The following is a 19,269-nucleotide window of genomic DNA, read 5'->3' on the forward strand; positions in this document are numbered from 1 at the left end:
GTCACATCTCCGTCGCGATGATCTTGGTGGTGCGCGGCAGGCAAAGGAATTGCCGGCCGGCCGTCAGGACGAGATCGACGCCGCGCGGGAAGAGCGCGCGATTGTCGTTCCAGATGCGCAGCAGCGCATCCGGCAGGCCGACCGGGGCGATCATGGTCACGTCCTTGATGCCGGGGCCGGAAAGCGCCAGTTGCTTGCCGCCCTCAAGGCTTTCGATCTCCAGTACGATGGTCGTCGAACGATCGGGATATTCCTGCGTGCCCACGCCGAACTGGCTGAACGAGGAAAGCGCCATGCCTGCCTCGACAAAGGCGAAATGCGCCTCCAGCCGCTCGGTGACGACGGGCGCGCCGGTGTGGAAGCCCAGCCATTCCGAAAGGCTCGATCGCGTAAGACCGTTGGAGAGCCAGACCGGCGTATCATGGTCGCAGAGCGTCAGGCCGATGGCGCCGGCGGCAATGCCGAGCGGCGGCGGCGGCGCGATGTCGGCGGTCACGGTCTGCAGGGTGCCCGGACGCGCCATGGCGTCCATCGTCATCTTGAAAACGCTTTGCGCGTCGAAAACCGGATCGCTGAAGCCGCCGGTCAGGGCCTCGTTGCCGAAGGTCGGGGTGTTGAACAGGCTCATCAATCCTCTCCGCGAACCATGGTGAAGAAATCGACGCGGGTCGCCGCCGTCTCTTCGGCGCGCTTGCGGTCATAGCTTGCGATGCGCCCGGCAACCGGCTGAAGGATGGCCTTCTCGACGAATTCCCGCGTGGCCGATTGCTGCCAGAGGGCGTCGAAGATGGCCGAAAGGCGTGCCTTTTCGCGATCGGTGCCGAGGGCGTGCGCATGGCCGATGGTGCCCGAGGCCAGCCGTATGGTGGCGCGGGTCATCGTGACCTCGCCGAGATTGAAGGGGGAACCGCCGCCGCCGATGCGGCCGCGGACCATGACGAGCCCGGTCTCGGGGCCGCGCACCGGCTGTGCCGCCGGCTTGCTCGGCAAAGCTTCCCAGGCCGTTTCCAGCTCGTCGCGCTCTGCCTGCGCCAGAAGGTCGGCAACGCGCTTGCGTTCCCGACGCTCCTGCGCGGCCGCTTCCTGCCTTTGTGCTGAATTCATCGCGCTTTCCTTTAAATGTCTATTGATATAGACAACCATACAAGATAGTTTTATATGTATTAGCGAGTCGTGACAAGCGTGTGACAGGCGAGCGGGCGAGATGGCAGGGCAGAAGATCCAGAGACAGACGGGCGTGGCGCTGTGGCGGCAGATCGCCGACCGCATTCGCACGTCGATCAACCACGGAGATTTCGACGAGACGGGAATGGTGCCGCCGGAAACGACGCTGGCGCTGCAATTCGGCGTCAACCGCCACACGATCCGAAGCGCTCTTGCCGCACTGGCGCAGGAAGGGATTGTCAGGGCCGTGCAGGGGCGAGGAACGCTGATCGAACGCAAGGAACGGCTGAGCTTTCCCATTTCGAAGCGGACGCGTTTCTCGCAAGGGATCGGCGATCAGGTGCGCGAGACCCGCAGCGTATTGCTGGCATCGGTCGAAGAGGCCGCAAACGCGGAGCTGGCCAGGCAGCTCAAGCTTGAGACCGGCACACCGCTGATCCGGCTCGAAACGCTCGGTCAGGCGGATCATCGCCCGGTATCGCGCGCCACCAGCTGGTTTCCGGCCGATCGCTTCGGGAATATCGCCGAAATCTACCAGGCGACCGGATCGATCACCAAGGCGTTCAAGGAGCTCGGCGTGCCGGATTACGTGCGCGTCGTCACCGAAATCACCGCGACGCATGCAGACGACGGCGATCTCACCGATCTGCAATTATCGCCCGGCGCCATCGTCCTCATCACACAGGCGCTGAACTCAGATCTCGACAATGTGCCGGTGCAATATTCAATCTCGCGCTTCGCCGCCGACAGGGTGCGCTTCACCGTCGAGAATTGATGGTAGGGGGTCGCCCCTCATCCGGCCTGTCGGCCACCTTCCCCCGCAGGCGGGGAGAAGGAGAAAGACGTGCTCTCCGTCGCATCGCAATCCCATAGGAATCGAGAGTATTGGAAAGGGTAGTCCCCTCTCTCCGTAAAACGGGGAGAGGGCTAGGGTGAGGGGCCTTTTGGCCCTAATGGCTTGACACTCAATGCGCGCCGGACATGTCGCCGAGGACTTCTTTCGAGGCGACGGTGGAATCGGCCTTGAGCTTGTAGACCATCGGCACGCCGGTCGCGAGGTTGAGTTCCAGGATCTGCGCCTTGCTCAGCCGGTCGAGAACCATGACGAGCGAGCGTAGCGAATTGCCGTGGGCGGCGACCAATACGTTCTGGCCGGCGAGAACGCGCGGCAGGATTTCCGTCAGGTAATAGGGCCAGACGCGGGCGCCGGTATCGCGCAGGCTTTCGCCGCCGGGCGGCGGAACGTCGTAGGAGCGGCGCCAGATGTGAACCTGCTCCTCGCCCCACTTGGCGCGGGCGTCGTCCTTGTTGAGGCCGGAGAGATCGCCGTAGTCGCGCTCGTTCAGCGCCTGGTCCTTGATGGTTTCGAGCCCCGGCTGGCCGATTTCATCGAGGATGATCTTCAGCGTGTGCTGGGCGCGCGTCAGGGCCGAGGTGAAGGCGATGTCGTACTTGAGGCCGTAATCGGCGAGCGCCTTGCCGCCCGTCTTGGCTTCCTCGATGCCGAGCGCGGTCAGATCGGGGTCCTTCCAGCCGGTGAAGAGATTCTTCAAATTCCAGTCGCTCTGCCCATGGCGAACGAGAACGAGAGTGCCGCTCATAAAATTTCTCCTTGATAGGGCAATTCCAGGAAAGCTGCGTGGCGGTTTTCCGTCAGGAATTGCGGGACAATAAATGGCTGGAGTGGGTCAGCGGTTTCATGCCGCCCCGCCCCGGGATCGCATCAGCGTGTGGAGAGCCCGAGAACATCGAGCATGGAATAGAAGCCGGGTTTCTTGTCACGCGCCCAGAGTGCCGCCTGCAGCGCGCCGCGCGCAAACAGCGAACGGTCGCCGGCATTGTGCGATAGCGTCAGCCGCTCGCTCTCGCTGGCGAAGATGACGGAGTGATCGCCCACCACGCCGCCGCCGCGCAAGGTCGCAAAGCCGATCGTGCCCGCCGGGCGCGGGCCGGTGTGGCCGTCGCGCACGCGCACGGACTTGTCGTTGAGGTCGATGCCGCGGCCCTTCGCCGCCGCCTGGCCGAGCAGGAGCGCGGTGCCCGAGGGCGCGTCGACCTTGTGGCGATGATGCATCTCCAGCACCTCGATATCCCAGTCGTTCGAGGGGAGCGCGCGCGCGGCCTGCTCCACGAGCACGCTCAAGAGGTTGATGCCGAGGCCCATATTGCCCGATTTGACGATGCGGGCATGGCGCGCGGCCGCCTTGAACTTCGCCTCGTCCTCGTCCGAGCAGCCGGTGGTGCCGATGATGTGGACGATGCGCGCCTGCGCGGCGAGGCCGGCAAAGGTGACGCTGGTTGCCGGCGTCGTGAAATCGATGACGCCTTCGGCATGGAGGAAGGTGGCGAGCGGATCGTCGGTGACGGAAACGCCGATCGGCCCCAGCCCGGCGATCTCGCCGGCATCCTTGCCGACGAAGGCGGAGCCGGAACGGGCGACTGCGGCATGCAGGGTTACGCCGTCGGTGGCGTGGATGAGACGGATCAGAGCCTGTCCCATGCGGCCTGCCGCGCCCACCACCACCAGCTTCATCGCATCGTCGCTCATGTCGTCTCTATCGTCTATTTGCGGGAATTGCTCGATATGGCCGGTAGCTGCAGGTTGTTGAGCCGAGCGTAGAGGCCATTGTCGGCGGTCGCAAGCGTCTCGTGATTGCCTTCCTCGACAACTCGGCCGTTCTGCATGACGACGATTTTCTCGGCCCGCACCACCGTCGACAGGCGGTGGGCGATGACGACGACGGTGCGGCCGCTCATCGCTTCTTCCAGAGCCTTCTGCACGGCCGCTTCGGATTCGGTGTCGAGCGCGGAGGTCGCCTCGTCCAGAAGCAGGATCGGCGCATTGCGCACCAGCGCGCGGGCTATGGACAGGCGCTGCCTCTGGCCGCCGGAAAGCGTCACGCCGTTTTCGCCGACGGGCGTATCGTAGCCCATCGACTGCGCCTCGATGAAATCATGCGCATAGGCAAGGCGTGCCGCTTCCTCGATCTCGGCATCGGTCGCGTTCGGTCGTCCGTAGCGGATGTTGTCGCGGATCGTGCCTTCGAAGAGATAGGGCTGCTGCGAAACATAGGCGAGCTGCTCCCGCAGCGACTGCTTCGTCACATGGGCGATATCCTGCCCGTCGATGAAGATGCTGCCGGCCTTCGGATCGTAGAAGCGCGGGATCAGGTTGATGACGGTGGACTTGCCGGCACCGGAAGGGCCGACGAGCGCCGTCGTCTGTCCGCCCTCGGCGGTGAAATTGACGCCGGACAGGACAGCTTCGTCGCCATAGGCGAAATGAACGTCGCGGAATTCGATGCGGGCGTCCGTCACGGCGAGCGGCTTGGCATCCGGCAGGTCGCGCTGGCGCGGCTCCATGTCGAGCAGCTCGTAGATCATCCGCGCATTGACGACCGCACGCTCCAGCTGCGTCTGCAATTTGGCAAGGCGGCGGGCCGGATCATAAGCCAGAAGCAGCGATACGATGAAGGAAAATACCGCGCCTGGCGGTACGTTTGCATAAATCGAACGATAGGCGGCATAGGCAAAAACGCCTGCGACGGCAAAGCCGGCAACCGTTTCGATCAGCGGGCCGTTACGCTCGGAAATGCGGACGATCCGGTTTTGCCGGTTCTCGGCTGCGGTAATCAGCTTGTCGATCTTGCGGTCGAGTTCGCGCTCCATCGTAAACGCCTTGACGATGGAAATGCCTTGGATTGTTTCCTGCATCGCGCCGAGCACGCGGCTGTTGAGAACCACCGCCTCGCGTGTGACGGCGCGCAGGCGCTTGGAAATATGGCGCAACGCCAGAAACACGGGCGGGGCGATGACGAAGAAGATAAGGCTCAGCAACGGATCCTGATAGATCATGTTGCCGAGCAGAAAGATGAATGACAGAAAATCGCGCGCCGTGGACGTAATGACGAGGTTCATCACGTCGCGGATGCCGGACACGTTCTGGCTCACCCGCGCGGCAATCTGTGCCGAGCGGGCTTCACTGAAAAAACCGACCGACAGCGTCATCAGATGCGCATAGAGGCGCCGCTGATAGCGGGCAATGATGTCATTGCCGATCTTGGACAGAATAACCGATTGGAAATAGCCGGCAAAGCCCCGCGCCACGAAAGCGGCAAGAATCGCAAGGCAAATCAGCCACATGACCTCGGCGCGGCGCTCGTAGAAAGCGCCGTTGACGATCGGCCGCATGACAAAGGCCATCGTCGCCGTGGATGCTGCCACGACGATGAGGCAAAAGATTGCGATCGAATAACCCCAGATATGAGCGCGACCGTTTTCAGCAATGATACGCTTCAGTACAACGGTGATCGTTTCACTGTCGACATCGGTCTTTTTCGGATCTGGCGACTTCAATAATCGGCTTCCTGTTTTGAACCAAGCGAGCCACATGTGCTGCGTGCTTTCGCGGCTCTATAAAGAGTTAGCGCGGCTTTGGCTAGGGATGGCCTGCCGCACTGGTTAAGGCCGATCACGGAGCCGGGTCCACTATAGAGGAAGGCGGCGCATTCAAAAAGGCTTGACGCGCCGCATGTTTCGGCGCGCCATCGATTGTTTGGCGAGGGGTTAACGCCGCCAGCGGCGGCCGTCCGTCGCAAGGCCGAAGCTCGCCGGCTTGCGGGCATAGGTCGCAAGGCCGGAAAGGGCGGCCAGCGGATGCGTCACCACATGCGTCGGGATCGTCCTCATCATTTCGGTATGCGGCGCCTTGTCCTCGAAAGCTGCGCGAAATTCCGGCTTTTGCAGCGCCGGCAGGATTTTCTGCGGGATGCCGCCGGAAAGATAGACGCCGCCGCGCGCCATGAAGATCATCGCTATATCGCCGGCCACACGGCCAAGATAGGTAACGAACAGCGTCAGGGTCTCCTCGGCTTGCGCATTGGTGCCGGCAAGCGCGTGGGTGGTGATGTCAGCCGGCTCCTTCAGGCTCGGCTCGACACCATCGACGGCGCAGATGGCGTGGTAGAGGTTCTGCAGGCCGCGGCCGCAGATGACCTGCTCGGCCGAGATGCGGCCTTCGATGGGTTCCAGATGTGGCCAGATCTGCAGGTCGCGTTCCGAGCGCGGCCCGAGGTCGATATGGCCGCCTTCGCCGGGCACCGGTATCCATTGATGCTGTGCATGGACGAGGCCGGCGACGCCAAGGCCGGTGCCCGGTCCGAGAACGGCGCGCGAAGCGGTCATGTTGCCGGACGTTTCACCGATGGTTTCGCGATGTTCGTCGGCAATCTCGGCGATCGCCAGAGCCTGCGCCTCGAAATCGTTGATGACGAGCACGTCCTCGATGCCGAGATTGGCGATCATCGTTTTCGGTCGGATCACCCAGTCGCAATTGGTCAGCGGAATTTCATCGCCCCGCACGGGCCCGGCCATGGCAAGGATCGCCGCGCGCGGCTGCACCTTGCTCTTCTCGAGCGTCAGCTTGATCGCATCGTCGATCGTCTCGAAATTCGCCGTCTGCACGACCGGAAAATGCTCCTGCTCGGAGTCCGCGTCGGCAAGGATCGAGAAACGCGCATTGGTGCCGCCGATATCGCCGATCAGGATGGGAAAAGGCAGGGGGGCATCGCTGTGATTGAGCTCAGGCATGGCCAGGTCCGTGGTCTGCCGCCGGCAAGGCGGACTAAAGGTTCAGTGTTTTGATCAGCCGCTCGGCGGTGGATTCGTTGAGCGCCATCGGAATGTCGTAGACAACGGCAAGCCGCGTCAATGCCTTTACGTCGACATCGTGCGGCAGGGGGGTGAGGGGATCGATGAAGAAGATGAGCATGTCGATCTCGCCGGTGGCGATCAGGGCGCCGATCTGCTGGTCGCCGCCGAGCGGCCCGCTTTTCAGGCGGGTCACTTTCAGATCGGGGCAGGCATCGAGCACCCGGCCACCCGTCGTGCCGGTGGCGACGATATGCCAGCCGGCAAGGGCTGCCTGGTTGCGTCGCGCAAATTCCGCCATCGCGTCTTTTTTCTGATCGTGCGCGATCAGCGCGATGCATTTGCTGCCGGCCATGAAATCCTTGCTCCGCCCACAATTTTCAATCGATTTATTCGCCTTCTATACCAAGGGGGCCTGTTTTGAAAGACACCCCCGGCAACGGCGGATTACGGCTTCACTGCTGCGGGATTCGGCTAGGTGGCGTATTGCCGGAGGCAGGCATCGCATCCGTTTCCACCGTCGGGCCGGCATCCCTGGCGCCGAAGGTGGCGGCGCGGGCGGAAGCGACCGGCGGTGCTGCCAGCACGACCTGGCAGGTCTTCGGCAAATCGGAAACCATGACCTCGCGCGGCTTGACCGGCGGCTTCGTGCTGGGCTTCGGTTTTGCCCATGGCTCGGGACCGAACCACCAGGCAAGCGTCTTGTCGCACCCGTCGCCGGCGGCAACGGGTGCCTGCGGCGTGCAGCCGACCGAGCCGGCCGGGCAGCGGATGCGGATATGGAAATGCGAGTCATGGCCGTATTCCGGCCGCAACTTGCCGAGGTTGGTGCGGTCCCCTGTCCATGTGTCGCACATCTTCTTCTTGATCGCCGGGTTCACAAAAATGCGCTCGACCTCCGGATAGCTGGCGGCGCGCATCAGCAGGCGGGCGTGTGCCGGCGTCCAGACCTTGTCGTTGATCGTCAGGAACCTGTCTTTCGCCAACATCGTGGTGAAGGGCAGGGCTTCGCGCTCTTGCGCCGTCATCCTGTGCCGCGGCATCGGCGTCAGCCAGATGTCGGCGTCGAGGCCGATCTGGTGCGAGGCGTGGCCGTTGAACATCGGGCCGCCGCGCGGCTGCGAGATGTCGCCGACGAGCAGGCCCGGCCAACCGTCGTTCCTGGCCGCATCGCGCGACAGGCGCTCCAGCAGGCCGATCGTCTCCGGCCGTCCCCAGCGGCGGTTGCGCGACAGCCGCATGGCCTGCCAGGTCGGGCCGTCGGCGGGCAGGGCGACCGCGCCTGCAAGGCAGCCCTTGGCGTAGAAGCCGATCGATTGCGGCGGTCCCTGCGTCGGCAGCGTCACGGCGCCGAACATCGCCTTGGCGCTTCCGGGCGAGGGCGTGGCCTGCTGCGCCAGGGCATCGCCGGCGACAAGACCCATCCCGATCATTGTAGCGAGGGAAAATTTGCCGATCGTTCGAAAGGCGCGAGCCGGAATTGAAGCCATGCATATCCTGGAAAGCGGTCGGCTGACGCCGAAGTGATTTGCGGCGAGATTATCCTGAAAAGAGATGAAAGTTAATCCGCGGCAATCACAGATGGCCGACGAGCGGCCGCCTCCCTGGCATAACAAGGCGTTCCGGGCCGGTCAATTCGCCAGAATCTCCGCGGTCTTGCGGATGCGCGACAGCCGCGGCAGCACCTTCGTACAGGCGAAATCCTGCATCTCCTGCGAGAAGGTCGTTACCGCGTCTTCGGCGACGATGACGGCATAATTCGCGGCGTAGGCATCGCGCACGGTCGATTCGACGCCGAAATTGGTGGCGACCCCGGTCAGGATCAGCGTCCTGATGCCGCGGCGGCGAAGCTGCAGATCGAGCTCCGTGCCGTAGAAGGCGCTCCATTGGCGCTTGACGATGGCGATATCAGGCGTCAGCGCTGCCATTTCGGCGGGTGCGGCGAGCGCGGCCGGCGGCAAACCTCCCGGGGGAAGCGCGAAGGTTTCGTCGATCGGCTGATTGACAGCATCGGCATAGTCCGGGGAAAATCCGACCGTCACGAAAACGGTCGTTCCGCCATCGGCCTTCAGCCTGTTCGCGATGGCGACCGTGTTGGCAACGATCTGCTGGCCGGAGTAGGGCGCGAGCGGCCGGCCGAGAACGAGGCCCTGCAGGTCGATGGAAACGAGGGCGGTGGTTTTGGGATCGTAGAGTGGCATCTGGGGCTCCGGGAGAAATATGAGGATATCCTCGCAATGAAAAATATGAGGAAATCCTCACAAAAATCAAGTGAAGAATTGAAGACGCGTGTCCCGAAGCGGCAGCGCGGCCATGATCGCGTCGCCGTTCTATTGGAGGCTGCGGCAAAGGTTTTTGCGCGGAAAGGCTACGACGCCGCGACGATGACCGAGATTGCCGCGGAGGCAAATTCCTCCATCGGCTCGCTCTATCAGTTCTTTCCGACCAAGCCCTTGCTTGCCGAGGCGCTGCATGTCGATCGCCTGGAGCGGCTGAAGGCTGGGCTTCGCGACATGGGGGAACGGAGCGCCGGTCTCTCGGCGGCCGATAGCGGCGAAGCCATTTTCGATGCATTGAGTGCGTTCATGGAGGAGTTTCCCGAATTTGCGGTGCTTGCCGGGCGGCGCGATATTCCCAGGGAGCGCAAGCTGCGCTCCCGAGCGGAGCTGAAGGAACTGATCGCCGGTGTCCTGCGGCAGGCGCGGCCGCCGATTTCGGACGATATCGCGCTGATGTCGGGCATCGTGCTCGAACTGTTGCGCATCGCCGTCGTCGTGACCAGCGAGCCGGATGCCGCCGAGGATCATCGCGTCGTCGGCGAATTGCGCCTCATGCTGCGCAAGCGCCTGGAAGACGCCGCGGCGACAGGCTGATTTCCGAAGCCGCGCTTTGATATCTTTGCAAAGAGGCAAGCTGTGGCGTCCTGCTTTTTGCCCTCATTTGCCTTATGCTGATTCTCAAGAAATCATCGGGAGATCATGAATGGCAGTGTCGCGGTTGAAAGCAGGCTTGGTCGTTTCTCTTTTTTGCCTGCTGGCAATGCCGGTATCCTCCAAGGCCGAGGAGCCTCAATTCCGCATCGGCACCGCCATTCTCGGCGATCTCAAATACCAGCCGGGCTTCAAGCATTTCGACTACGTCAACCCCGACGCGCCGAAAGGCGGCGAGGTGAAGCTGTCGAGCAACGGCACGTTCGACACGCTCAATCCGATCTTGTTCAAGGGAAATCCGGTGGCTGGCATCGCTTCCCTCGGCTCCGGCCTGGTCTTCGACAGCCTGCTGAAATCGGCGGATGACGAGGTTTCTTCCTCCTACGGGCTGCTTGCGGAGGGCGTTTCCTATCCGGACGATATTTCCAGCGCGACCTTCCGCCTGAGGCCCGAGGCCAAATGGGCCGACGGACAGCCGGTGACGCCCGGAGATGTCGTCTTCAGCTTCGACAAGGCGAAGGAGCTCAATCCGCTCTTCACCAGCTACTACAGCCACGTAACGCGCGCCGAAAAGACCGGCGATCGCGACGTGACCTTCACTTTCGACGAGAAGAACAATCGCGAGCTGCCTTCCATTCTCGGCCAGTTTCCGATCGTGCCGAAGCATTGGTGGGAGGGCACGGGACCGGATGGCAAGCCGCGCGATATCTCCCGTACCACGCTTGAGCCTGTCATGGGTTCGGGGCCCTACAAGATCGTTTCGGTCTCGCCCGGCTCCACCATCCGTTACGAATTGCGCGACGACTATTGGGGCAAGGACCTGCCCGTCAATGTCGGCGAGAACAATTTCAGGGCGATTTCCTATACCTATTTCGCCGACAATGATGTGGAGTTCGAGGCCTTTCGCGGCGGCACCATCGACTATTGGCAGGATAATGTCGCAAGCCGCTGGGTGACCGGCTATGATTTCCCGGCCGCAAAGGACGGGCGCATCAAGCGCGAGGAAGTGCCCAATCCGCTGCGCGCTGCCGGTGTCATGCAGGCCCTGGTGCCGAACATGCGCCGCGATCAGTTCAAGGACGAGCGCGTTCGTGAGGCGCTGAACTATGCCTTCGATTTCGAGGAGCTCAACCGCACCATCGCCTTCAATCAATACAGCCGCATCAACAGCTACTTTTTCGGCACCAAGCTCGCATCGTCCGGCCTGCCGCAGGGTGAGGAACTGAACGTTCTGAACGAGGTGAAGGACAAGGTTCCGGCCGACGTCTTCACTGCGCCCTACACCAATCCCGTCGGCGGCAATCCGCAGAAGGCCCGCGACAACCTGCGCAAGGCGCTCGATCTGTTCAAGCAGGCGGGCTACGTGCTGAAGGGCAATCAGATGGTGAATGTCCAGACGGGCCAGCCTTTCTCCTTCGAAATCTTGCTCGGCAGCCCCTTTGTGGAAAAATGGGTGCTACCCTACACGCAGAGCCTGAAGAAGATCGGCATCAACGCCACCGTACGCACGGTTGATTCATCGCAATACATCAATCGCATCCGCAGTTTCGACTATGACATGATCTGGACCGTATGGGCCCAGTCGCTCAATCCCGGCAATGAGCAGATCGATTTCTGGGGCTCCGCTTCGGCCAATCGCCAGGGCTCGCGCAACTACGGCGGAATTTCCGATCCCGGCGTCGATGCCCTCATCAAGAAGGTCATCTTCGCCAAGGACGTCACTGAAAAGGATGCGACCGCAAAGGCCCTCGACCGTGTCCTGCTGGCGCATCACTACGTCGTGCCGCTCTTTTACACGACCAGCTTCCATATCGCCTATTGGGACAAGTTCGAGCATCCGGCGGAACTGCCCAAATACTCCATCGGCTTCCCCGATGTCTGGTGGTCGAAAAGCGCCGCAAAGTGAGCCTCTCTTGCAATAAGGGGCCTGCTGGCTCCAAATGCTCAAGGGCTGATTCGGATAGTTTCAAGCTGATATGACTGCGCCGGCTTGCATCCGGCGGAAGGGAATGTGATTTGATCGACGGACGAATTGAGGCGAAGCGGACGATATCCCTCTTCGGGGGAGCAGCTGGCTGATGGGCGCCTATATCCTGCGACGCCTCCTGCTGATGATCCCGACCATCGTCGGCATCATGGCCATTTCCTTCACCATCGTCCAGTTTGCGCCGGGCGGCCCGGTCGAGCAGGTCATCGCGCAGCTGACCGGGCAGGGCGACAATGCCGCCGGCCGCCTGTCGGGCGGCACCGACATGCTGGCCCAGCAGTCCATCGATGACAGCAGCTCGAAATATCGCGGCGCGCAGGGGCTCGATCCCGAGCTGATCGCCAAGCTCGACAAGCAGTTCGGCTTCGACAAGCCGCCGCTCGAGCGCTTCGGCCAGATGATGTGGAACTATATCCGCTTCGATTTCGGCGAGAGCTTCTTCCGCAACACCACGGTCATCGACCTCATCGCCCAGAAGCTGCCGGTGTCGATCTCGCTCGGCATCTGGATCCTGATCTTCTCCTACGCCATTTCCATTCCGCTCGGCATCCGCAAGGCGGTGCAGGACGGGTCGACCTTCGATGTCTGGACATCGGGCATCATCATCATCGGCTACGCCGTCCCGAGCTTCCTGTTCGGCATCATGCTGATCGTGCTGTTCGCCGGCGGCTCCTTCTTCGACTGGTTCCCGCTGCGCGGCCTCGTCTCGGACAATTTCGCCGATCTCAACTGGTGGCAGAAGATCCTCGATTATCTCTGGCATCTGGTGCTGCCGCTGATTTCGCTGTCGCTCGCCGCCTTCGCCACCACGACGCTGCTCACCAAGAATTCCTTCATCGAGGAAATCAAGAAGCAATATGTCATCACCGCCCGCGCCAAGGGCCTGAGCGAACGGCGCGTGCTCTACGGCCATGTCTTCCGCAACGCCATGCTCATCGTCATCGCCGGTTTTCCCGGCGCCTTCATTTCCGCCTTCTTCACCGGTTCGCTCCTGATCGAGAACATCTTCTCGCTCGATGGTTTGGGGCGCCTGAGCTACCTCTCCGTGGTCCAGCGCGATTATCCGGTGGTGTTTGCGACGCTTTTCATCTTCTCGCTGCTCGGTCTCGTCGTCAGCCTCGTTTCCGACCTGATCTACACCTGGATCGATCCGCGCATCGACTTCGAACGGAGGGACGTGTGATGGACGCAGCCAGCCATCCGGCACCTCCGGCGACGGTAAAGCCGCCGCGCAAGGGGCTCTTTTCGCCGACCAACATTCGCCGCTGGGAAAATTTCAAGGCAAACCGCCGGGGCTACTGGTCGCTCTGGATCTTCCTGGTCCTGTTCGTCCTCACCCTCGGCGCCGAATTCATCGCCAACGACCGGCCGATCCTCGTCTCCTACAAGGGCGAAATCCTGACGCCGATCTTCGTCGATTATCCCGAGGAAAAGTTCGGCGGTTTTCTGGCACAGACGGACTATCGCGCCCAGGACATCCAGGACGAGATCAACGCCAATGGCTGGATGCTCTGGCCGCCGATCCACTATTCCTACCAGACCGCCAATTCCAACCTGCCGCAGGGAATGTCGGCGCCGACCCCGCCCTTCTGGGCGATGAGCAGGGAACAGCGCTGCTCGGGCTATGCCGGTGGCGTTGCCGACCCGAACTGCAACTGGAGCAATTTCAACTGGCTCGGCACCGACGATCAGGCCCGCGACGTGCTCGCCCGGCTGATCTACGGTTTCCGCATATCGGTGCTGTTCGGCCTCGTTCTCACCATCTGCTCGGCTGTCGTCGGCGTCTGCGCCGGCGCGGTGCAGGGCTATTTCGGCGGATGGACGGACCTCTTGATGCAGCGCTTCATCGAGATCTGGTCGTCGATGCCGGTGCTTTACATCCTGCTGATCATCGCCTCGGTGCTGCCGCCCGGCTTCTTCATCCTACTCGGTATCCTGCTACTGTTTTCCTGGGTGGGGCTCGTCGGTGTCGTGCGCGCCGAATTCCTGCGGGCGCGCAACTTCGAATATGTCCGTGCCGCCAGGGCGCTTGGCGTCGACAACCGCACCATCATGTATCGCCATCTCCTGCCGAATGCGATGGTCGCGACGCTGACCTTCGTGCCCTTCATCCTGTCGGGCTCGATCACCACCCTGACCTCGCTGGATTTCTTAGGCTTCGGCATGCCGCCCGGCTCGCCGTCGCTGGGCGAAATGATCGCCCAGGGCAAATCCAACCTGCAGGCTCCCTGGCTCGGGCTTTCGGCCTTCTTCACCATGTCGATCATGCTGTCGCTGCTGATTTTCATCGGCGAGGCCGTGCGCGACGCCTTCGATCCGAGGAAGACGTTCCGATGAGCGAAAACTCCACTCCGCTGCTCTCCGTCCGCAACCTGTCGGTCGCCTTTCACCAGGGCGGAAAAACCTCGACCGCCGTCGACGGCGTTTCCTTCGACATAAGAAAGGGCGAGGTTCTGGCACTGGTCGGCGAATCCGGCTCCGGCAAGTCGGTCTCGGCCAATTCCATCCTGAAGCTTCTGCCCTATCCGGCAGCCAGCCACCCCTCGGGCGAAATCCTCTTCAAGGGCAAGGATCTTCTGAAGGCATCCGACAACGAGCTGCGCGCCGTGCGCGGCAACGACATTACGATGATCTTTCAGGAGCCGATGACCTCGCTCAATCCGCTCCATTCGATCGAGAAGCAGATCAGCGAAATTCTGGCGCTGCATCAGGGCATGACCGGCCACGCCGCGCGCACCCGCACGCTGGAGCTTCTGAACCAGGTCGGCATCCGCGAGCCGGAAAAGCGCCTCAAGGCCTATCCCCACGAGCTGTCCGGGGGGCAGCGCCAGCGCGTGATGATCGCCATGGCGCTTGCCAACCGTCCCGAACTGCTGATCGCCGACGAGCCGACGACGGCGCTCGACGTCACCGTGCAGGCGCAGATCCTCGAGCTCTTGCGCGAGCTCAAGGGCGCGCACGGCATGTCGATGCTGTTCATCACCCACGATCTCGGCATCGTCCGCAAGTTCGCCGACCGTGTCTGCGTGATGACCAAGGGACGTATCGTCGAGACGGGCACTGTGGAAGAGGTCTTCACCCGACCGCAGCATGAGTATACCCGCCATTTGCTGGCGGCCGAGCCGCGCGGCGAGCCGCCGGCGAGCGACACCGGCAAGCCCGTGGTCATGGAAGGCAGCGACATTCGCGTCTGGTTCCCGATCAAGGCAGGCTTCATGCGCAAGGTCGTCGATCACGTAAAGGCGGTCGACGGCATCGATCTGAAGCTCAGGGCCGGCCAGACGCTCGGCGTCGTCGGCGAATCCGGCTCCGGCAAGACCACGCTCGGCCTGGCGCTTGCCCGGCTCATTTCGTCCCGGGGACGCATCGCCTTCGTCGGCAAGGACATTGCCGGCTATTCGTTCCGCGAGATGCGGCCGCTGCGCAACCAGCTGCAGGTGGTCTTCCAGGACCCCTACGGATCGCTCAGCCCGCGCATGTCGGTCGGCGAAATCATCGCCGAGGGGCTCAAGGTGCATGAGCGCTCGCTTTCGGCCGAGGAGCGCGACCAACGCGTCTGCTGGGCACTGGACGAGGTCGGCCTCGACCCGTCCACGCGCTGGCGTTTCCCGCATGAATTTTCCGGCGGCCAGCGTCAGCGCATCGCCATTGCGCGCGCCATGGTGCTGAAGCCACGTTTCGTCATGCTGGACGAGCCGACCTCGGCGCTGGACATGAGCGTGCAGGCGCAGGTGGTCGATCTGCTGCGCGATCTGCAGAAGAAGCACGATCTTGCCTACCTCTTCATCAGCCACGACCTCAAGGTGGTGAAGGCGCTCGCCAACGAGCTGATCGTCATGCGCTTCGGCAAGGTCGTGGAACAGGGCACGTCGGCCGATATTTTCCGTACGCCGAAAGAGGATTACACCAAGGCGCTTCTCGCCGCCGCATTCAACATCGAGGCGGTGCCGACCGCCGCCGTCCAGCAGTGAAGGCCACCGCCATGCCGGCCAAAAGCCCCGTTCTCGTCGATCTGAAGTTCGATCCCGCAACCGTTGCCAAGGTGCTGGAGACGGCTTTTGCCGATCGCGGCAGCATCAATCTGGCGGACCCCGCCAACAAGGGCGCGGATCTCTCCCATATGGATTATGCGCTCCTGTGGAAGCCGGATGCCGATCTTTTCGAGCGGGCGCGCAACCTCAAGGTTATTTTCTCGGGCGGTGCGGGCGTCGATTCGATGATGTCGATTGCCGGCCTGCCGGACATTCCGATCGTCCGCTTCGTCGATCGCAGTCTCACCACGCGCATGAGCGAATGGGTCGTGATGCAGTGCCTGATGCATCTGCGCGACGTGCAGGGGCACATGCGCAATCAGCGCCAGCACGTCTGGGCGCCGCAGCATGGTCCCGAGGCGGCCGACGTCACCGTCGGCGTCATGGGCCTCGGCGTTCTCGGCTGCGATGCCGCCGCCAAGCTGAAGGTCATGGGCTTCAACGTCATCGGCTGGTCGCGCAGCAGGAAGCAGATCGACGGCATGGAAACCTTCGATGCCGGCGAGCTGGACGCGTTTCTCTCCCGCACCGATATTCTCGTCGGCCTGCTGCCGCTGACGCCGGAGACGACGGGCATCTACAACGCCTCGCTCTTTTCGAAGCTCCGCCGCCAGAGCGCGCTGGGCAAGCCGGTCTTCGTCAATGCCGGCCGCGGCAAGAGCCAGGTGCAGGCCGATATCGCGTCTGCGATCCGCACCGGTATTCTCGGCGGTGCCTCGCTGGATGTCTTCGCCGTCGAGCCGCTTTCGGCCGACGATTCGCTCTGGGGTCTGGAAAACGTCATCATCACGCCGCATGATTCCGCGGTGTCGGAGGAAAAGGCGCTCATGCGCCATGTGGAAGAGCAGATCGCCCGCTTCGAGCGCGGCGAGCCGCTGCAGCATCTGGTGGATCGCAGCCGGGGTTACTAAGTGTGTATCGTCGGCTGTTGCCGGCGATACGTGACCCATCGACTCTGGTATCAATTTTCTTTCAGTGACTGGACTTTCGGTCAACATTTTTTGATAACAGGGCACCATACACGCATGCCGGCACGCCCGCTGGCGAGAAGCATGACGTCGGCAGGGCAGGAGACGGGGCAGGAACGACATGACCAAGACGGATATCGCCACCCGCGTCTATAACCATACCTGGAAGCTCGATCCGATTGTCCGCAGCCTGATCGACACGGATTTCTACAAGCTTCTGATGCTTCAGATGATCTGGAAGCTCTATCCTGACGTCGATGCCACCTTCTCGCTCATCAATCGCACCAAGAGCGTTCGCCTTGCCGAAGTGATCGACGAGAAGGAGTTGCGTGACCAGCTCGATCATGCCCGCACGCTCCGGCTCTCCAAGAAGGAGATGATCTGGCTGGCGGGTAACAGCTTTTACGGCCGTGCCCAGATCTTCGAGCCGGAATTCCTCGCCTGGCTGTCGAATTTCCAGCTTCCGGAATATGAGCTTTCGAAGCGCGACGGCCAGTATATTCTCGACTTCCACGGCTCGTGGAAGGAGACGACGATGTGGGAGATTCCCGCGCTCGCCATCATCAACGAGCTGCGCTCGCGCACGGCGCTGAAGGCGCTCGGTCCCTTCACGCTCGATGTGCTCTATGCCCGCGCCAAGGCGAAGATGTGGGAAAAGGTGGAGCGCCTGCGGGAGTTGCCGGGCCTGCGCATCTCCGATTTCGGCACCCGCCGCCGTCACAGCTTCCTCTGGCAGCGCTGGTGCGTCGAGGCGCTGAAGGAAGGCGTGCCGCACGCCTTCACTGGCACGAGCAACGTGCTGCTCGCCATGGATTCAGATCTCGAAGCCGTCGGCACCAACGCGCATGAGCTGCCGATGGTCGCCGCTGCCTTGGCGCGGAATGACGAAGAACTCGGCAAGGCGCCCTATAAGGTTCTGCGCGACTGGAACCGTCTCTATGGCGGCAATCTGCTTGTGGTATTGCCCGATGCCTTCGGCACCGCCTCATTCCTGCGCAACGCACCGGAATGGGTGGCCGACTGGACCGGCTTCCGTCCCGACAGCGCCCCGCCCATCGAAGGCGGCGAGAAGATCATCGACTGGTGGAAGAAGATGGGCCGCGATCCGCGCCAGAAGCTGCTGATCTTTTCCGATGGCCTCGACGTCGATGCCATTATCGACACCTACAGGCATTTCGACGGCCGCGTGCGCATGAGCTTCGGCTGGGGCACCAATCTGACCAACGACTTCGCCGGTTGCGCGCCGACCGAACTCAAGGGCCTCAATCCGATCTCGATCGTCTGCAAGGTGATCGAGGCCAATGGCCGCCCGGCCGTCAAGCTTTCGGACAATCCGCAGAAGGCGACGGGCGAGCCGGCGGAAGTCGAGCGCTATCTCAAATTCTTCGGCGCGGAAGATCGCGTCGATCAGGAAGTTTTTGTTTAGGCGCCGTTCCGGGAAGATGACCGGATTCGGCTTTAATGCCGGACGGCTGCTTCCATCCGGGCGACCCGCCTGAACAGCGTCCAGCGGCCGTTTTCCCAACGGTATTGATCCGGCGAGATGACATAGGGCACGTCGCTGAGATCGGCGCTGATCAGCTCCAGAAGCTGCAGGCCCTCGATGTCGTTCTCATGCGTGAAGAATACCTTGTCGCGGGACAGGAAAGCCGCGATCGGCGCCGCGCCGCCGGATTGGTCCTGCACCTGAGCCCAGAAGTTCGGCACGAAGGCGACGCTGGATTCGAACTGACCGTCCACCTCGACATATTGAAACCGGCTGCGCTTGGCGACCTTGACGCCGGTTTTGGCGAGAAATTTCTGCAGGTTGGCCTGCGCCGTCTCCGCCAGTTCCCTGACATCTATGCCCCAATCCTCCAGCGCCGTCGACATGACGTAGTTGACGGTGGTCTCGCCGTTGACGACGAAGAGCCTGATCAGGTTTTCGGCTTCGTCGAGATAGACGAATTGCGGCGGGCTCGGCTCGTCTTTCACGGCCTGCATCATCTGCTGTCGGGCCACATCGACGAAATCGCGCGCCTTCAGCACCGGCAGAACCCTGGCGAGTTCGCCGTCGTCAGCCATGGCTTCGGTCATGTTGAGATAGTTGAGAAGGGCTTGCGCGCGCGCCGGTCCTCGCTTTTCGCGCAGCGACAGCAGAGCATTGCCGAGAAATTTCGTCATCGTATCGCCGTTGCGTCCGTGCAGCGTCAGGCTGCCGGCCGCCGGGTCGTAATCGGCGCGGATCAGGTCGCCGAAGAATGGCAGGCGCTCCTGCAGATAGGCCGCGAAGCTCGCTTCGTCCTGCAAGGCTTCGTCGGGGATGTTGAGATCGAGCGTCTTGGCTGCGATGGTGCCAGGCGCGGGCATCGGCGATGTCTGCCCGCGAGACGTATCCGCCTTCTTGTCCTTGCCGAAGAGCCTTTTCAGGAAGTTGAACACGCGCATCCCCGGGTACTGAACTTTATCGCTGCGGAACCTAGCGCGGCTGCCGCTGTCGGGCAATGCCGGCGTGATGTAGAGGAGGCGCCTTAAGTGCCTGCTTGCCCGCGTGAAAAACG

The 19,269-nt window shown here is 62.3% G+C and carries 18 protein-coding genes; 8 read left to right on the plus strand and 10 right to left on the minus strand.

The window, feature by feature from the left end:
• Nucleotide 1: 1 nt before the first annotated feature.
• Nucleotides 2–628: a phosphonate C-P lyase system protein PhnH gene (gene phnH, locus ACJJVH_RS17050; protein WP_412064401.1), complete on the minus strand. Its 627-nt coding sequence runs from the start codon at nucleotides 626–628 to the stop codon at nucleotides 2–4.
• A complete protein-coding gene (phnG, locus tag ACJJVH_RS17055; protein ID WP_112801634.1) occupies nucleotides 628–1,104 on the minus strand; it encodes a phosphonate C-P lyase system protein PhnG in 477 nt (158 codons plus the stop codon). Before phnG ends, phnH begins: the two co-directional genes overlap by 1 nt.
• A 100-nt stretch (nucleotides 1,105–1,204) precedes the next feature.
• Here phnG and phnF point away from each other — a divergent pair, with 100 nt between their 5' ends.
• Nucleotides 1,205–1,939 (plus strand): phosphonate metabolism transcriptional regulator PhnF, encoded by a 735-nt coding sequence (phnF, locus tag ACJJVH_RS17060; RefSeq protein WP_112801475.1) that lies wholly within the window; start codon nucleotides 1,205–1,207, stop codon nucleotides 1,937–1,939.
• Between the two features lie 190 nt (nucleotides 1,940–2,129).
• On the opposite strand, the gene ACJJVH_RS17065 is transcribed toward phnF, so the two are convergent.
• The 7 genes from ACJJVH_RS17065 to ACJJVH_RS17095 form a co-directional block, all read right to left on the minus strand.
• Nucleotides 2,130–2,765, minus strand: a complete 636-nt coding sequence (locus ACJJVH_RS17065) for a 2,3-bisphosphoglycerate-dependent phosphoglycerate mutase (RefSeq protein WP_113371841.1) — start codon at nucleotides 2,763–2,765, stop codon at nucleotides 2,130–2,132.
• Between the two features lie 122 nt (nucleotides 2,766–2,887).
• Entirely contained in the window at nucleotides 2,888–3,712 is an 825-nt protein-coding gene (gene dapB / locus ACJJVH_RS17070; RefSeq protein ID WP_412064402.1) for a 4-hydroxy-tetrahydrodipicolinate reductase, read from the minus strand.
• 14 nt (nucleotides 3,713–3,726) lie between these two features.
• The gene (locus ACJJVH_RS17075; protein WP_112801469.1) at nucleotides 3,727–5,520 is read right to left on the minus strand and encodes an ABC transporter ATP-binding protein; all 1,794 of its coding nucleotides are present in this window, start codon (nucleotides 5,518–5,520) and stop codon (nucleotides 3,727–3,729) included.
• A 210-nt stretch (nucleotides 5,521–5,730) separates the two neighbouring features.
• The gene (locus ACJJVH_RS17080; RefSeq protein WP_412064403.1) at nucleotides 5,731–6,753 is read right to left on the minus strand and encodes a glucokinase; all 1,023 of its coding nucleotides are present in this window, start codon (nucleotides 6,751–6,753) and stop codon (nucleotides 5,731–5,733) included.
• A 34-nt stretch (nucleotides 6,754–6,787) separates the two neighbouring features.
• Entirely contained in the window at nucleotides 6,788–7,168 is a 381-nt protein-coding gene (locus ACJJVH_RS17085) for a methylglyoxal synthase (RefSeq protein ID WP_112801465.1), read from the minus strand.
• Between the two features lie 100 nt (nucleotides 7,169–7,268).
• Entirely contained in the window at nucleotides 7,269–8,303 is a 1,035-nt protein-coding gene (gene mepA / locus ACJJVH_RS17090; protein WP_412064404.1) for a penicillin-insensitive murein endopeptidase, read from the minus strand.
• Between the two features lie 141 nt (nucleotides 8,304–8,444).
• A complete protein-coding gene (locus tag ACJJVH_RS17095) occupies nucleotides 8,445–9,014 on the minus strand; it encodes a hydrolase (protein WP_412064405.1) in 570 nt (189 codons plus the stop codon).
• A gap of 36 nt (nucleotides 9,015–9,050) precedes the next feature.
• On the opposite strand from ACJJVH_RS17095, the gene ACJJVH_RS17100 reads away from it, so the two are divergent.
• The 7 genes from ACJJVH_RS17100 (at nucleotide 9,051) to pncB (ending at nucleotide 18,155) form a co-directional block, all read left to right on the plus strand.
• Nucleotides 9,051–9,686: a TetR/AcrR family transcriptional regulator gene (locus ACJJVH_RS17100; protein WP_412064406.1), complete on the plus strand. Its 636-nt coding sequence runs from the start codon at nucleotides 9,051–9,053 to the stop codon at nucleotides 9,684–9,686.
• A 109-nt stretch (nucleotides 9,687–9,795) separates the two neighbouring features.
• A complete protein-coding gene (locus ACJJVH_RS17105; protein WP_412064407.1) occupies nucleotides 9,796–11,649 on the plus strand; it encodes an extracellular solute-binding protein in 1,854 nt (617 codons plus the stop codon).
• Between the two features lie 172 nt (nucleotides 11,650–11,821).
• Nucleotides 11,822–12,913: a microcin C ABC transporter permease YejB gene (locus tag ACJJVH_RS17110; RefSeq protein ID WP_112801455.1), complete on the plus strand. Its 1,092-nt coding sequence runs from the start codon at nucleotides 11,822–11,824 to the stop codon at nucleotides 12,911–12,913.
• Nucleotides 12,913–14,067, plus strand: coding sequence for an ABC transporter permease (locus tag ACJJVH_RS17115; protein WP_112801453.1), 1,155 nt, complete (start codon nucleotides 12,913–12,915; stop codon nucleotides 14,065–14,067). Before ACJJVH_RS17110 ends, ACJJVH_RS17115 begins: the two co-directional genes overlap by 1 nt.
• On the plus strand, nucleotides 14,064–15,701 hold the full coding sequence (locus ACJJVH_RS17120) for an ABC transporter ATP-binding protein (RefSeq protein WP_412064408.1): 1,638 nt from the start codon (nucleotides 14,064–14,066) through the stop codon (nucleotides 15,699–15,701). Before ACJJVH_RS17115 ends, ACJJVH_RS17120 begins: the two co-directional genes overlap by 4 nt.
• An 11-nt stretch (nucleotides 15,702–15,712) precedes the next feature.
• A complete protein-coding gene (locus ACJJVH_RS17125; RefSeq protein ID WP_113501984.1) occupies nucleotides 15,713–16,672 on the plus strand; it encodes a 2-hydroxyacid dehydrogenase in 960 nt (319 codons plus the stop codon).
• A 178-nt stretch (nucleotides 16,673–16,850) separates the two neighbouring features.
• Complete coding sequence (gene pncB / locus ACJJVH_RS17130; protein WP_112801449.1) at nucleotides 16,851–18,155, plus strand: nicotinate phosphoribosyltransferase; 1,305 nt, start codon at nucleotides 16,851–16,853, stop codon at nucleotides 18,153–18,155.
• A gap of 32 nt (nucleotides 18,156–18,187) precedes the next feature.
• Here the strand turns inward: pncB and ACJJVH_RS17135 are convergent, their stop codons facing one another.
• The gene (locus ACJJVH_RS17135) at nucleotides 18,188–19,156 is read right to left on the minus strand and encodes a hypothetical protein (protein WP_412064409.1); all 969 of its coding nucleotides are present in this window, start codon (nucleotides 19,154–19,156) and stop codon (nucleotides 18,188–18,190) included.
• Between the last annotated feature and the right edge of the window lie 113 nt (nucleotides 19,157–19,269).

Origin of the sequence: Rhizobium sp. SYY.PMSO, assembly GCF_046840415.1 — a bacterium.
Lineage (GTDB): Bacteria > Pseudomonadota > Alphaproteobacteria > Rhizobiales > Rhizobiaceae > Rhizobium.